This window comes from Bacillus sp. R86525 (genome assembly GCF_042466195.1).
GTDB lineage: Bacteria > Bacillota > Bacilli > Bacillales > Bacillaceae_G > Bacillus_A > Bacillus_A nitratireducens.
In genome coordinates, this window is the sequence record NZ_JAXHPX010000007.1 from 1,780,284 (window position 1) to 1,794,962 (window position 14,679).

The window sequence follows — 14,679 nt, forward strand, 5'->3', positions numbered from 1 at the left end:
ATGAATAAAAAGATTCTCTTTACTGGGGGCGGTACAGCCGGACACGTAATGATTAATATGGTATTGATTCCTAAATTTATGGAAAAAGGATGGGGAGTTGAGTATATTGGATCTCAAAATGGAATTGAAAAATTATTAGTTCAAAATGTTAAATACAATAGTATTTCGACGGGGAAGCTTAGGAGATATTGGGATTGGGAGAACTTTAAAGATCCTTTTAAAATTATACACGGTTGTTTACAAAGTTATAAATTAATTAAGAAAATGAAGCCTGACGTTATCTTTTCAGCAGGAGGATTTGTGTCAGTCCCTGTAGTTATAGGAGCATGGTTAAATCGTGTACCTATAATAATACGTGAACCAGATAGTACGTTAGGGTTGGCAAATAAAATAGCATTACCTTTTTCTAAAAAACTATGCACAACATTTCCTCAAACAGGGGGTAATGTAAGTACTGAGAAGAAGGTTTATGTAGGGCCAATTATAAGGGAAGAAATTGAGAGAGGTAACGTATTACGAGGAAGAAGCTATTGTAAATTTCAGCAAGATAAACCGGTATTGTTAATAATGGGTGGGAGTCAAGGTGCTAAGTGGATAAATGATATGGTAAGGAAAAGTTTAGATACATTATTATTAAATTTTAATATTGTTCATATGTGTGGTAAAGGGAAGGTGGACCCAGCTATTGGAATGGAAGGTTATATGCAATTTGAATATATAGGGGAAGAGTTACCGCATATACTGAATATGGCAAGTGTTGTAGTTTCCAGAGCGGGTTCTACTGCTATTTCTGAATTGTTATTTTTGAAGAAACCGATGTTGCTTATTCCGTTAACTAATGGTTCCAGTAGAGGGGATCAAGTTTTAAATGCTGACCATTTTGCACGACAAGGATATGCGGAAGTTTTACTTCAAGATAGAGTAAACAGTAGTACATTTACACACGCAGTAAATAAGTTGTATACAAATAAGGAGAGATATATTCAAAACATGAATGGATTTAAGAAAACAAATGAGGAGGGAATTCATCAATTAATAGATATAATAAATGAAGTGGTGAAGTAATAGAAATTTAAATAGAAAAACAAAAGGAAAGAAGGTATCTTCTTTCCTTTTTACTATAGTTGTTCAAATTCATTATTACTTATACCGATTAGCTATGTACTATTGGTGAATACCGATTTCTAATAGTTCAGTAAATGCATTAGTATGAATAGGTTTACTGTAATAATAACCTTGAATAAACTGACATTTATTTTTTTGAAGGAAATTTACGTGTTCTTTCGTTTCTACACCTTCAGCAATGACAGACATTCCTAATGTATTTGCTAATGTGATGATCGTTTTAATGATTTCCATTCCATCTTCACATGTTTCAGACATTGTAATAAATTCTCTTGGGATTTTTAACGTATCGATTGGATATAAAGGTAAGTAGGCTAGGGAAGAATAGCCTGTACCAAAGTCGTCGATTGAAATGTGAATCCCTAAACTTTTTAGTGTACGCAGTTTTATCAATGTTTCTCTCTCATCCATCATTGCAATTCGTTCTGTTAATTCTAAATCAAGGGAACTTGCTGGTAAGCCTGTAGTTGCTAAAGTAGAAGAAATAGATTTTACAAAGCCTTCTTGTCCAAATTCTTTAGCAGATAAATTTACCCCTATTTTTAAATGCGAATATCCGAGTGCGTGCCAACGTTTCATTTGCTCACAAGCCTGCTGTAATGTCCATTTTCCTATTGGAATAATTTGTAGTGTTTCTTCTGCAATCGGAATAAACTCGTATGGAGAAATAACACCTAATTCAGGATGATTCCACCTGATTAAAGCTTCTGCACCGATAATTTTATTAGATTCACTATCAACTTGAGGTTGATACAAAAGGAACAATTCTTCATTTTGTATTGCGTTTGGTAAATCTTTTTCTAATCGTAATCGTCTTTCGATTTTTTTAGCGATTACATCGTCATAAATAGAGACAGAGTTAAGCTCTTTTGCCTTTGCATCATACATTGCAACATTAGCGTTTTTCAGAAGTGTAGCGGTATCGATTCCGGAATGTGGATAAATGGAGATACCGATACTCAGTGATAAAGTTAATTTATGCTCATGTATGACAAACGGCTTTTCCATGCTTTCAAATAATTGGTTACATAACTCGAATAAGGAATCTTCGTCAGTATAGTTTTCAATTAAGATTGTAAACTCATCACCACCGATTCTTGACAGATGAGTATGTGATGGAAGACATGATTGGAAACGTTTTGCTACTTCTTCTAATATGTAATCACCTGACGAATGTCCAAGTGTATCGTTAATTACTTTAAAGCGATCTAAATCTAAATATAATAATGCAAACTCACTTTGTGTTGTTTGAGCATTTTTTATAAATTTTCTTAACTTCCTATGGAAAAAGGATCGGTTCCCAATTTTCGTTACAGTATCGTGGAATGCTAAATATTTTATTTCTTCTTGTTGTTTTTTTAGTGCGGTAATATCCTTTACCATAATATAGCTTCCTGAAATTTGTCCATCTATCATAATAGGAACGATGGTAACGTATAAAAAATAAGTAAAGCCATCTTTATATTGAGAACTAAGTTGTAAGGATGCTGATTCTTGTTGTTTAACTTTTTCTAATGCAGATATCAGTTTATGTTTATCTGCATCTAAAATAATAGAAAAACATGTCTCACCAAGTAACTCGTTCGTTGGTGCTCCAAGTAGTATACTTCCTGCTTTATTTACATTTAAGAATATTCCATTTAAATCAATCGTAAAAATGGGATCAGGATGATATTCATATAATGATTTGAATTTTTGTTGTTTCTGAGATAGGGCCTCTGATTTATGGACTAAATCAGAAGTTCTTAAAGTAACTTTTTCTTCTAGTTGAGCATTAAATACTTGTAAACGTTTTGTTAGGGTGTCGTTTTGCATACGCACAATAGAATGGCGAATAAGTACGAAAACAAAAGCGATACAATTTCCTGTAATGAGAGTTGAAGACGATGTTTGTTCTTTTAATGTAAACCCGATTAGTATTGCAACAGCAAGATAGGGAAATACGACTAATACTTTTTTTCCTAGTATAGGGTTTACAATGAAATACTTTTTATGGCTATTATCATCTTCTGAAATAGACCCAGCTATTGCGATAAGCAATATAGGTATTCTATATAAAAGACGTAAAAATGTTATAGTGTCAGTTGATAAATGGGTATTTAAGTAAAAATAAATATAGTTAAAAGTTGCAGAACTAATCAATACAAAAATAAAGATATAAATTTTCCGCTTGGACTTAAAAATTGTTGGGCGGAAAAAGAGACTAACACCTAGTAGAAGAAATAATAGATCTGCAATTGGATATAGAAATGAAAGGAAAATATCTCCGAGTGAAAGTGAGAATATATTTAAATTTGGCTGATTAAATAAATACCATTCTAATGTGAATATGGAAGTAAGTACTATACATATATCACAAATAAAGAAAGCTCTTTCCCATTTAGTGCATTCTTTTAAGATCTTATAGCAAAAAGCGATAAGGCAGAAGAATAGAAAAAACATGTAAAATACATCAGAAATAGTAAAATGATGTATTGGAAGTTCGAAAAAGGTATCTTGATACGTATATACTACTTTTCCTAATAAAAAACTACCAATTGCAATTGTAATACATATCCAAAAAGGATTTGAACTAACTTTTTTAGAGTATATAGAGTAAATTAGCGATATAAATGTAATAACTTCAACGATGAATGAAGCGAAGCGTACATTGAAATTTGAAAAATTAGTAGGGAACAGAAAGAAAAACATAAAATAGATTGAATAGCATATTAATGTTGTGATTAATATACATAGCTGTAAATTTTCATTTAATTTCAAAAAAATCACCTTCTTTAAGTATGTACTATATTCGTAATATCTGTACATAATAATATTACTTAAGGATTGTATCAGATTTCCTTATAAAAAGCATGCTTATAAGAAAAAAATGAAGAATGTAATACTTCTTAAAATTGAAAAAGTATTGAGTTCAATAATTTTTCAATTTATAAGGAATACAGATAGAATTTGTATATTTAGTCATCCTTTAGAGTCTAAAGGTTTTTTAGTGATTTGCAAGCGGAGATGTAAAATTGCATATAAAGTGATGGGAACTTCTCTCTAGATGAGGGGAGTTATTCGTTATTAAAGTGTATTAAGTAAGACCTTTGTATGTACCTATTCTCATACTAATGAGGGATTAAAGAAACGTGTTGATTATATACAATAATATGTAATACAGTAATTGATTTTTAATATGGAGGGAAAATCACGATGAAATGGGTGAAGTTTAGAATAGCACGTCCAACTGATAAATTTGAAGCGGTTATTGCATTCTATGAAAAAGGGTTAGGTTTAAAACGTATAGGTGAATTCTACGATCATGAAGGCTATGATGGGATCATGTTCGGTCTACCAGATGAAGAGTATCATTTAGAATTTACAAGACATATAGATGGGAGCCCTTGTCCGGCTCCAACAAAAGACAATTTACTTGTATTTTACATGCGTGAAGATAGTGAAATGAAAAAAGTGAGTAAAAGGCTGCATGCAATGGGATACGATGAAGTAGAACCAGAAAATCCATATTGGAAAGAAAAGGGGATTACTATAGAGGACCCAGATGGTTGGAGAATTGTATTGATGCAAATAGAAGAATGAGGCTAGCGAAGTTTCGAATTTTGATAGAGTATAAGAAAATATAAAAAAGTTTCCTTGGAGGAGATACACTCATAGGGAAGCTTTTTTGTATTTATAATCTGAAAATTAAGATTTGAAATTAACTTCTGAAAAGATGTAAAATGAGAACGTGTATTCTTTTGAGTTTGAGCGGGTTGTTTTTAAAGGTGAATATAAAAATAGGGAGGTTTTTTTATGATATGCCGGATTAGTGATGCAGAAGTATACTATGAAATCATTGGAGAAGGAAAGCCAGTACTTATCATACATGGGTGTTCTCCTGACCATAGATTAATGAAGAAATGTATGGAAACAGTGTTTCAGAAGTCTATAGGATATCAACGAATTTATATTGATTTACCTGGAATGGGGAAATCGAATGCCCCAGATTGGATAAATAGTTCAGCTTGTATATTAGAACTGTTAACTGCATTTATTGAGAAAATCATCCCAACTAAAGATTTTTTACTAGTAGGAGAGTCTTACGGGGGATATTTAGCTAGCGGGATACTTTCAAAGATGTTCGATAGAGTTAATGGATTATTGTTAGTATGTCCTGTTGTTGTAGCGCAACGAGAAAAAAGACTTCTCCCAGATAAACAGGTAATTATAAGAGAGGAAGAATTTTTAAATACGCTTACTTCAACCGAAAGGGAAGAATTTTGTGAGTTAGCAGTGGTTGCGAATGAGTATACATATAAGCGTTTCAAAGAAGAAATTAAGCCAGGGCTAGATATTGCTAATGATGGGTTTATTGAAAGATTACAAAAGAATTACTCTCTTACTTTGGACTTCCAGCATAAAAAATATGAGAAACCCGTTCTTTTATTAGCTGGAAGACAAGATACATCGGTAGGTTATCAAGATATTGTAGGAATCATCGAAGATTATCCAAGAGCGACATTAGCGGTATTAGATATGGCGGGACATAATTTACAAATCGAACAGCCTGAATTATTTGAGAGTTTAGTTTCGGAGTGGGTTAGACGAACTGCTCAGCAAAGTTCATAAAAAAGAATAAATTAATATTTTGATTGTATTCAAGTTTTGATACAGAAAAGATTAAAGTAAGTAATTAACTTATAAATATTTTCAAGGAGGAATTATGAATACATATATCTATATGGTTAGGCATGGTGAATCACCAAAGTTAGAAGGAGATGAAAGAACACGTGGATTAACTGAGAAGGGAATTTTAGATGCTCATAGAGTAACTGAGATATTAGAAACAGAGGGAATTGATACTTTCATTTCAAGTCCATATAAGAGGGCTATGTTAACGATAGAAAAGTCAGCTAATTACCATGAAAAAGAAATAGTAGTATATGAAAATCTCAAAGAGTGTAGGTTTTTAAGTGAGGATAAGATTATATCAGATAAGGAAGTGTATCCACTCGTAAAGAAGATGTTCTCTAATCCAGATTTCACACTAACTGGAGGAGAATCGAATGTGGATTGTCAGAGAAGAGTAGTGAAAATACTAAAAGAAATATTAATGGATTTTCAAGGACATAAAATTGTAGTTGGTACACATGGGCTTGTAATGACATTGATGATGAACTATTTTGATAACCAATATGGGCTTGAATTTTTAATGAATACATCAAAACCAGACGTATATAAGCTAGAATTTAAAGACGAGCAATTAATAAATGTAGAGAGATTATGGAGAGAAGAATGAAATGGGGTATATGGAGTGTGTTTTAAAAGTTACTTTGTGAAACACACTCTTTTTTTGAAGAGAAAGCATCTTTATCAACTATTTTTAGAATGTTAAATCAATAAGTAATTATTCAGTTTTTGAATAGTTTATTGAGAAATTGGTTTAGGGAAACAGTTTTAAATGTGACAAAACTCCAAACGCTGGATTTATATTCAATAGGAGAAAAAGATGTAGAATTTTGTCTTGTTGTACGTGTTTACTTTTCATTTCGTTACATATAGGCTTTGTGGTGTAAGGGGGGAGAAATTGCCTTTACACTAAAATTATAAGGGGGTCATTGTGATGAAAAAAATGAAAAAATTTGCAGGAGTAGCTCTAGCGGGTTCAATTGGATTAAGTGGACTACTATTTTTAGAACCAAGTGTAAGTACTGCAGAAACGCCACAAGCGAAAGAGGAGAAGTTCAATGCTATTAATGTAGCGATGAATCAAAGTGAATCTTATTTATTGAGTGGTAGAAGTATTGATATTCTTTCAGGAGATAAAGAAGCGGTACAATTAAGTAATTATACAGTTCAGTTCAATAAACCAGGTAAGTATGTTATTAGAGTAAATGGTTGTATTTATAATGATGTATATACTTTTATTGTGAATAAGTAGTATGTGCTTTTGATGTTTAATTAAATATATATTATCGGATGAAAAAGAAACACCCTATTTGCGGTGGGAATCGTAAATAGGGTGAATTATTTGTAAGAAAGTTAATGAAAAGAGTAATTGGTATTAAGTTATGTTTTATATATTTTCATTAATTTGCTCTTTGTTTTTGTTATGTAAAATATGTAAGAGTGCTTGAAATATCTTAAATGATTGCTGAAAGATTGGACTTTGAATAAAAGTGTATAGAAAAGTTACGATGAAAACAGGACCTCCTAGCATGTATCCAATGACTAGTACAACGCATTCTACAATGATTCGAGCACGGCTAATAGACAGTCCAGTTTTGTCAGAAATAGTAAGCATGAATCCATCGCGGGGTCCAGCACCAATTCCAGCCGCAACGTACATGCCGCCCCCAATACCTGTAATTACAATACCAGAAAACAAAATGGATAAGTTTATCCATAAATAATTAGTAGCGTTTGGAAGGATGTTTGATTGTAAGAAAAAGTCCATAATAGGACCGATAAGTAGTGCATTTAAAAATGTGCCCACGTTTATATATTTTCGATCTACTAGTAAAGAGATAAGAACGAGACATAATCCACATATGACACTCCAAGTACCAATTGTCCACCCAAATCTTTGGTAGAGAGCCATATTTAAAACTTCCCAAGGGTGTAAACCGAGGAATTTAACTTTGACTGCGAGAGCATTTCCAAGTCCAAAAAAAATTAATCCTAGGAAAAAAAGAAAATAGCGAAAGAGAGTTAGCCTCATCTTTAAAACCTCCCAATATATAATGATGTATATTACATGTTTGAATTTCAATGTACAAATATTATGTCTTTTTATGATTTATTAAAAATGTAAATGGATATATATTTTCACAGTCAAAAAAGTTAAAATATTTCGTTATAAGGATTATAATAGAGAAAGAACTATAAAAGGAGTGAACGAATTTGAAACAAGAACTTATTGAAAGATTTACGAGATATGTGAAGATTGATACACAATCAAATGAAGAAAGTCATACAGTGCCAACAACACCAGGGCAAATTGAGTTTGGTAAGTTATTAGTGGAAGAGTTAAAAGAGATTGGGTTATCAGAAGTGACGATGGATGATAATGGTTATGTAATGGCAACACTGCCTGCTAATACAGATAAGGATGTTCCTGTAATCGGCTTTTTAGCTCATTTAGACACAGCAACAGATTTTACAGGGAAAAACGTAAAACCACAAATTCATGAAAACTTTGATGGTAATGCGATTACGTTAAATGAAGAATTAAATGTTGTGTTAACACCTGAACAGTTCCCGGAATTACCATCATATAAAGGACATACAATTATTACAACTGATGGTACAACACTTCTTGGAGCAGATGATAAAGCTGGTCTTACAGAAATCATGGTCGCAATGAATTATTTAATACATAATCCGCAAATTAAGCATGGGAAAATAAGAGTAGCATTCACACCGGATGAAGAGATTGGTCGTGGGCCAGCTCATTTTGATGTAGAAGCGTTTGGTGCATCGTTTGCTTATACGATGGACGGAGGTCCATTAGGCGGTTTAGAATATGAGAGTTTTAACGCTGCAAGCGCTAAATTAACTTTTAAAGGGACAAATACACATCCTGGAACAGCGAAAAATAAAATGCGTAACGCAAGTAAACTTGCTATGGAATTCGATAGACAGTTGCCAGTAGAAGAGGCGCCAGAATATACAGAGGGATATGAAGGGTTTTATCATTTACTCTCTTTAAATGGTGATGTCGAGCAAAGTAAAGCTTACTATATTATTCGAGATTTTGATCGTAATCATTTTGAAGCGCGTAAAAATAACATTAAAGATATTGTGAAAAACATGCAAGAGAAGTACGGTGAAGATGCGATTGTTTTAGAGATGAATGATCAGTACTATAACATGCTTGAAAAAATTGAACCAGTGCGAGAGATTGTTGATATTGCATATGAAGCGATGAAAAGTTTAAATATCGAACCGAACATCCATCCAATTCGTGGTGGAACAGATGGATCACAATTATCGTATATGGGATTACCAACGCCAAATATTTTCACTGGTGGTGAAAACTATCACGGTAAATTTGAGTATGTTTCAGTAGATACTATGGAAAAAGCTGTTCAAGTAATTGTAGAAATCGCAAGACGATTTGAAGAACAAGCTTAAAAAGAGAACCAAGTAGTAATGAAGTACTACTTGGTTCTTTTCTATAGTAAGAAATACAAAGTGAAACTTGTTACAAGATGTTTGTAAAAGGGGGAAATGTTATGAGTGAAAATCAGTTTCATGGTTATATAGGGACATATACAAAAGCAGAGAGTAAGGGGCTTTATAAATTTATACTTGATACGAACATCGGAAAAATTAAAGGGATCGAATTAGCAGCTCAAATAGGAAGTCTGACATATGTAACGATTAGTCATAACAACGAATACCTTTATTCTGTTGCGAAAGATAATGGGTTAGGTGGAATTGCTAGTTTTTCCATTCATAATAAATCCGGTAATCTAAATTCGATTAACATGCAAGTTTTAGAAGGGGCATCGCCGTGCTATGTAAGTGTGAATCGGGAGAATAATATAGTAGTAGCAGCTAATTATCATAAAGGAACAGTAGAATCCTATTTAGTGAAAAAGGATAATGGAAGTGTAAATGCTGCTACGGTAATTGTAGAACATAAAGGGTCAGGACCAAATAAGGAAAGACAAGAAAAGGCACATGCTCATTATATGGATTTTACTCCTGATGAAAAATATGTAGTAGCAGTTGATTTAGGAATAGACAAGGTGATTACATATAAAGAAAGTGATGGAGAACTAATAGAAGTTGCACAGTTATCTGTAAAACATGGTAGTGGTCCAAGGCATCTTATATTTCATCCAAGTGCGCAGTATGCATATGTTATGACAGAATTCAGTTCGGAAATTATTGTACTGCAATATGATGCACAGAGTGGCAGTTTTAAAGAAAAACAATACATCTCGACATTACCTGAGGAGTATAGTGAAGATAGTTATGGAAGTGCAATTTATATTTCTTCTGATGGCAAATTCGTTTACGCAGCAAACAGAGGCCATAATAGTATCGTAGTTTTTCAAGTGAATGAGCATAATGGGAAGCTCACTTTTATTGAAACGGTATCGACAGAAGGAGATTGGCCACGGGACTTTTCTTTAGATCCGACAGAAAGATTTTTAATTGCTGCGAATGAAAGATCTAATACATTGACTTTATTTACTAGGAATGAACCTACAGGCAAGTTAACGCTTGTACAGAAGGGCGTAAATGTTCCAGAACCAGTATGTGTGATGTTTTTACATGTGAAAAAATAGATAGGTTTGCCTATCTATTTTTTATTAGGAAATTTTAATATAGTACCCGCCACAAATAAAAAGTCGCGTAAGACTCCCAACTTGTCCAATTTGCAGCAAATTCTTTTATTTCGTTTTTAGTAGGTTTCTTTTCGGCACCTGTAATAAATTTGATAGCATTATGCAGGCCGACATCATCAATTGGAAAGGCTGAAGGGAATCGTAAGCAGCGCATTAAAACATAGTGAGCCGTCCATGGCCCTATACCGCGAATGCTAGTTAATTGTTTTTCAGCTTGCTTCACATCTTGTATTTGTAATAGAGATTCTTTTGAAAATTTACCTTCTGTAATGAGCTGTGCGATGTCAATTATGTATTCACATTTTCTTGTAGTCATTTTTAATATTGCGAGATCTTCTACACGTAGATTTGCTATTACTTCAGGTGAGGGGAATATCCAATGTTTTCTATCGTGCCAATCTACATAATCGCCAAAATTTTCGACTAATCTTCTTTTTAGAGTATAGGCATATGTGAGGTTGATTTGTTGACCTAGAATCCCCCAGCACAGTCCTTCAAATAAATCTGGAATACCTAAAGTGCGAAGCCCATAATACTTTTCAAGGGGTTTTTGAAGGAGCGGATCATGTGTTGCTAATTTATAAAAAGGTGCTAAATCAGTAGTTAAATCAAACCACTCTTTTACATAGTCAGCTACAGCATCGCGGACTCGTTTTTCAAAGATGTATGGTTCTTCTAAAAAACGTATTTGAATATTACTATCGGCATTCAAACTAATTTCAACGAAAGGATTTACGTCTTGAATAGGAATGACTTTATAGATTTTATTGTTTTCAATATGAAACATACATTCATTTTTAGAACGCGATAGATAGCGTAAGTTTTCTTGAAAACTAAATTCTTTTGGAACGACTAAAGACAATATTTCATTACAATCCTCTGTCATATTTACTCCTCCCGAAGCGCTTCTAATTTGAGCAATTCTTTTTTCATTTCTAAACCACCTCTAAAACCGGTAAGTTTCCCATTTTTCCCAATAACGCGGTGACAAGGAATAGTGATAAGTAGAGGATTTGCCCCAACGGCAGTCCCAACTGCACGGACAGCGTTAGGTTTTTGAATTCTTTCCGCAATCTTTGAATAAGAATGTGTCTCTCCATAAGGAATTTCACGTACCGTATTCCAAACAGCTAATTGAAATGCAGTTCCGTAAACATCGATAGGAATTGTAAAGGTTTCTAGTTTGGTTTCCAAATACTCGATAAGTTCTTTTGTATATGTTTGCAGATAATCTGGATTTTGGATGAATGTATGTTGTGGCAGTTTTCTTTTAGCCCACGTATTTAGTTCTTCAAAATTTTCGTTTTGAGATCCGATAAAGCATAATCCGTTTGAAGTGGCTGCAATATGCATACGCCAATTTTCATGAACAAGTAATGTCCAATATATAGTTTTATTTTCATATGGTTTCATAATCCGATGCCTCTTTTATTCTATTCTTTTTTCGATATTCAGTAGGGGTAAATCCTATCTTTTTTTTTAATAAAGTCGCGAAATACTCTGGGTTTTCTATTCCAACAGCAATACTAATTTCCATAATAGATTGATTTGTATGCGAAAGGTATTCTGTCGCTTTTGTAATTCTGCATTGTTGTATATATTCAATTGGACTAATCCCTACAATTTTCTTGAAAGTGCGTTGTAAATGATAAGGGCTACCATGACACATTTCTGCGAGTATATCGAGAGTTAATGCGTCACAATAATGATTTTGAATATATTCTTTAATTTGATCTATCCACTCTTCATTAGGTAAAGTAACTCCATTTGGTTTACAACGTTTGCACGGACGAAAATTTTCATGTGACGCTTGTTGTACATTAAGAAATATTTTCACATTATCTTTATTAGGTACTCGTGATTTACATGATGGACGACAAAAAATACGAGTTGATTTTACAGCATAAAAGAATTTGTCATCATAGGAAGAGTCATTATGAATAATTGCTTGCCAATACTCATCTGTTAATTCGTATCTTTGTAATTTCTCATTGTTCATAGAATGTCACCTCTGAGATTAGTATAACCTGAATAAAGTACGTATGTACGCAATTACGGATGTAAGAGCAAGATTACAAAGATGAAACTATGATAGGTTATCTATTTTGTGTTAGCATGAACTTTGAAAGTGAACATCAAGAGGAGGACTATAAGTGAAGTTAATTTCATGGAATGTAAATGGTTTGCGTGCAGTTATCGCGAAGGGTGGTTTTTTAGAATATCTTGAGGAATCCAATGCAGATATATTTTGTTTACAAGAGATTAAATTACAAGATGGGCAAATTGATTTAAATCCCGAGGGATATTATACATATTGGAATTATGCTGTGAAAAAAGGCTACTCAGGAACGGCTATTTTCACGAAAAAAGAACCGCTTTCTGTTACATACGGTTTAGGGATTGAAGAACATGATCAAGAAGGACGAGTTATTACGTTAGAATTCGAAGATTTTTATATGATAACGTTATATACACCAAATTCAAAACGTGGATTAGAACGATTAGATTACAGAATGAAATGGGAAGATGATTTCCGGGCGTATATTAAGCGGTTAGATGAGAAGAAACCAGTTGTTTTTTGCGGTGATTTAAACGTTGCTCATAAAGAAATCGATTTAAAAAATCCGAAAAGTAATCGGAAAAATCCTGGTTTTTCGGATGAAGAAAGAGAGAAGTTTACAAATATTTTAGAGAAAGGCTTTGTTGATACATATCGCTTTTTATACCCTGAGCAAGAAGGCGCATATTCATGGTGGTCATACCGTATGGGAGCAAGAGCGAAAAATATCGGGTGGCGCTTAGACTACTTTGTAACTTCTGAAAGGCTAAAACATAAAATTACCGATGCGAAAATTAATAGTGAAGTGATGGGATCGGACCATTGTCCAGTTGAATTACATATAGATTTCTAAAAAAAGAAGTATCTTCCTGAAAAAAGGAGATACTTCTTTTTTGTTCAGTTTGTTAAAATTTTTCAAATCATTCTTGAAATAATCTGATATTAAATATATACTTAATAACGATAATCATTATCATTGATAGTGATTATCGTGGGATGAGGGTTGTAAAGAATTTAATACTAGGGGAAGTGAACGAGAATGGCTCTCCATTTTACGTAGATTTATTAATGATGTGAAATATAGATGAGGATTATGTTTCATATAATTAAGTTTCATGGTTGAAATAATATATTTGAAGATTTCGAGAGGAGATATATAAAGATGAACAAGAAGTTATTTACATTAGGGATGGTTACAGTATTAAGTGTAGGATTAGCAGCGTGTAATAGTGCTGATAAAACTTCTGGGGAGCAAAAGCAACAAACAAAAGCTACGGAAACGAAAAAAGACGAAAAACGAAAAATTACATATTTAGGTAAAGAATATACAGTGCCAGCAAAAGTAGATAAAATTGCGACAGCTAGTTTAGAGTCAATGGAAGATGCGGCAGTACTTGGAATTAAACCGGTAGGTGCTATTACTGTTGGTGGTAAATTACCGAAGTATCTTGAAAAAGATTTAGAAGGTGCAAAATCTGTTGGTGAGAAGATGGAACCAAATTTTGAAACATTACTACAATTAAAACCAGATGTTATTACATCAAGTACGAAATTCCCAGCAGAAACAGCTGAGAAGTTTACGAAAGTAGCTCCGACGTTCCCAGTATCACACGTTTCAACAAATTGGGAAGATAACTTAAAATTAATGGGAGAATTAACTGGTAAAAAGGACAAAGCAGAAAAAATTATTAAAGATTACAATACAGACGCTGAAAAAGCAAAAGCAAAACTTGGAGATAAGTTAAAAAATAAAAAAGTACTTGTAATTAGATTAAGAGCAAATGACTTATTCCTATACCCAGAAGGAGTATACTTTAATCCTGTAATTTATAAAGACCTTGGACTAACTGCACCAGAACAACTAAAAACTGTAAAAGCACAAGAAAAGATTTCTTTAGAAAAACTTGCTGAAGTTAATCCTGATTATATCTTCTTACAATACGAGGCAAGCGAAAACAATAAACCAAAAGTGTTAGAAGATATTGAAAATAATCCAATTTGGCAAAGTATGAATGCTGCGAAAGAAAAGAAAGTATTTGTAAACGTTGTAGATCCAATGGCACAAGGTGGTACAGCTTGGAGTAAAACAGCATTCTTAAAAGAAGCAGTGAAAAACTTATCTAAATAATATAATAAGTAAGGTGCGTTGAA

At 33.0% G+C, this 14,679-nt stretch carries 14 protein-coding genes; 9 read left to right on the top strand and 5 right to left on the bottom strand.

What is annotated here, in order from left to right:
* On the top strand, nucleotides 1-1,065 hold the full coding sequence (locus SJY24_RS11810; protein WP_377864733.1) for an undecaprenyldiphospho-muramoylpentapeptide beta-N-acetylglucosaminyltransferase: 1,065 nt from the start codon (nucleotides 1-3) through the stop codon (nucleotides 1,063-1,065).
* Nucleotides 1,066-1,164: 99 nt separating this feature from the next.
* Here the strand turns inward: SJY24_RS11810 and SJY24_RS11815 are convergent, their stop codons facing one another.
* Nucleotides 1,165-3,885 (bottom strand): putative bifunctional diguanylate cyclase/phosphodiesterase, encoded by a 2,721-nt coding sequence (locus SJY24_RS11815; RefSeq protein WP_377864734.1) that lies wholly within the window; start codon nucleotides 3,883-3,885, stop codon nucleotides 1,165-1,167.
* 435 nt (nucleotides 3,886-4,320) lie between these two features.
* Here SJY24_RS11815 and SJY24_RS11820 point away from each other — a divergent pair, with 435 nt between their 5' ends.
* The 4 genes from SJY24_RS11820 (at nucleotide 4,321) to SJY24_RS11835 (ending at nucleotide 7,048) form a co-directional block, all read left to right on the top strand.
* Nucleotides 4,321-4,707, top strand: coding sequence for a VOC family protein (locus SJY24_RS11820; RefSeq protein ID WP_377864735.1), 387 nt, complete (start codon nucleotides 4,321-4,323; stop codon nucleotides 4,705-4,707).
* A 213-nt stretch (nucleotides 4,708-4,920) separates the two neighbouring features.
* On the top strand, nucleotides 4,921-5,736 hold the full coding sequence (locus SJY24_RS11825; protein ID WP_377864736.1) for an alpha/beta fold hydrolase: 816 nt from the start codon (nucleotides 4,921-4,923) through the stop codon (nucleotides 5,734-5,736).
* A 94-nt stretch (nucleotides 5,737-5,830) separates the two neighbouring features.
* Complete coding sequence (locus SJY24_RS11830; protein WP_377864738.1) at nucleotides 5,831-6,406, top strand: histidine phosphatase family protein; 576 nt, start codon at nucleotides 5,831-5,833, stop codon at nucleotides 6,404-6,406.
* Nucleotides 6,407-6,730: 324 nt separating this feature from the next.
* Nucleotides 6,731-7,048 (top strand): hypothetical protein, encoded by a 318-nt coding sequence (locus tag SJY24_RS11835; protein WP_377864739.1) that lies wholly within the window; start codon nucleotides 6,731-6,733, stop codon nucleotides 7,046-7,048.
* Between the two features lie 135 nt (nucleotides 7,049-7,183).
* On the opposite strand, the gene SJY24_RS11840 is transcribed toward SJY24_RS11835, so the two are convergent.
* The gene (locus SJY24_RS11840; RefSeq protein ID WP_377864740.1) at nucleotides 7,184-7,828 is read right to left on the bottom strand and encodes a YczE/YyaS/YitT family protein; all 645 of its coding nucleotides are present in this window, start codon (nucleotides 7,826-7,828) and stop codon (nucleotides 7,184-7,186) included.
* Between the two features lie 182 nt (nucleotides 7,829-8,010).
* Between SJY24_RS11840 and pepT the strand changes: the two genes are divergently transcribed.
* Both pepT and SJY24_RS11850 read left to right on the top strand, forming a co-directional pair.
* On the top strand, nucleotides 8,011-9,243 hold the full coding sequence (gene pepT / locus SJY24_RS11845) for a peptidase T (RefSeq protein WP_377864741.1): 1,233 nt from the start codon (nucleotides 8,011-8,013) through the stop codon (nucleotides 9,241-9,243).
* A 101-nt stretch (nucleotides 9,244-9,344) separates the two neighbouring features.
* Complete coding sequence (locus SJY24_RS11850) at nucleotides 9,345-10,409, top strand: lactonase family protein (RefSeq protein WP_377864742.1); 1,065 nt, start codon at nucleotides 9,345-9,347, stop codon at nucleotides 10,407-10,409.
* A gap of 34 nt (nucleotides 10,410-10,443) precedes the next feature.
* Here SJY24_RS11850 and SJY24_RS11855 read toward each other — a convergent pair whose 3' ends face one another.
* From SJY24_RS11855 to SJY24_RS11865, 3 genes are read right to left on the bottom strand one after another with little or no spacing between them, the layout of a single operon-like run.
* Nucleotides 10,444-11,355, bottom strand: a complete 912-nt coding sequence (locus SJY24_RS11855; RefSeq protein ID WP_377864743.1) for a DNA-3-methyladenine glycosylase 2 — start codon at nucleotides 11,353-11,355, stop codon at nucleotides 10,444-10,446.
* 2 nt (nucleotides 11,356-11,357) lie between these two features.
* Complete coding sequence (locus SJY24_RS11860) at nucleotides 11,358-11,882, bottom strand: methylated-DNA--[protein]-cysteine S-methyltransferase (RefSeq protein WP_377864744.1); 525 nt, start codon at nucleotides 11,880-11,882, stop codon at nucleotides 11,358-11,360.
* Nucleotides 11,869-12,468: a bifunctional transcriptional activator/DNA repair enzyme AdaA gene (locus tag SJY24_RS11865; protein ID WP_377864746.1), complete on the bottom strand. Its 600-nt coding sequence runs from the start codon at nucleotides 12,466-12,468 to the stop codon at nucleotides 11,869-11,871. Before SJY24_RS11865 ends, SJY24_RS11860 begins: the two co-directional genes overlap by 14 nt.
* A gap of 154 nt (nucleotides 12,469-12,622) precedes the next feature.
* On the opposite strand from SJY24_RS11865, the gene SJY24_RS11870 reads away from it, so the two are divergent.
* A complete protein-coding gene (locus tag SJY24_RS11870; RefSeq protein ID WP_377864747.1) occupies nucleotides 12,623-13,381 on the top strand; it encodes an exodeoxyribonuclease III in 759 nt (252 codons plus the stop codon).
* A gap of 309 nt (nucleotides 13,382-13,690) precedes the next feature.
* Nucleotides 13,691-14,656: an iron-hydroxamate ABC transporter substrate-binding protein gene (locus SJY24_RS11875; protein ID WP_377864748.1), complete on the top strand. Its 966-nt coding sequence runs from the start codon at nucleotides 13,691-13,693 to the stop codon at nucleotides 14,654-14,656.
* Nucleotides 14,657-14,679: the final 23 nt, after the last annotated feature.

Coding starts and splice junctions, on each gene's coding strand:
- SJY24_RS11810 (WP_377864733.1), top strand. CDS start 1: ATGAATAAAAAGATTCTCTTTACTGGGGGCGGTACAGCCGGACACGTA.
- SJY24_RS11820 (WP_377864735.1), top strand. CDS start 4,321: ATGAAATGGGTGAAGTTTAGAATAGCACGTCCAACTGATAAATTTGAA.
- SJY24_RS11825 (WP_377864736.1), top strand. CDS start 4,921: ATGATATGCCGGATTAGTGATGCAGAAGTATACTATGAAATCATTGGA.
- SJY24_RS11830 (WP_377864738.1), top strand. CDS start 5,831: ATGAATACATATATCTATATGGTTAGGCATGGTGAATCACCAAAGTTA.
- SJY24_RS11835 (WP_377864739.1), top strand. CDS start 6,731: ATGAAAAAAATGAAAAAATTTGCAGGAGTAGCTCTAGCGGGTTCAATT.
- SJY24_RS11840 (WP_377864740.1), bottom strand. CDS start 7,828: ATGAGGCTAACTCTCTTTCGCTATTTTCTTTTTTTCCTAGGATTAATT.
- SJY24_RS11850 (WP_377864742.1), top strand. CDS start 9,345: ATGAGTGAAAATCAGTTTCATGGTTATATAGGGACATATACAAAAGCA.
- SJY24_RS11855 (WP_377864743.1), bottom strand. CDS start 11,355: ATGACAGAGGATTGTAATGAAATATTGTCTTTAGTCGTTCCAAAAGAA.
- SJY24_RS11860 (WP_377864744.1), bottom strand. CDS start 11,882: ATGAAACCATATGAAAATAAAACTATATATTGGACATTACTTGTTCAT.
- SJY24_RS11865 (WP_377864746.1), bottom strand. CDS start 12,468: ATGAACAATGAGAAATTACAAAGATACGAATTAACAGATGAGTATTGG.
- SJY24_RS11875 (WP_377864748.1), top strand. CDS start 13,691: ATGAACAAGAAGTTATTTACATTAGGGATGGTTACAGTATTAAGTGTA.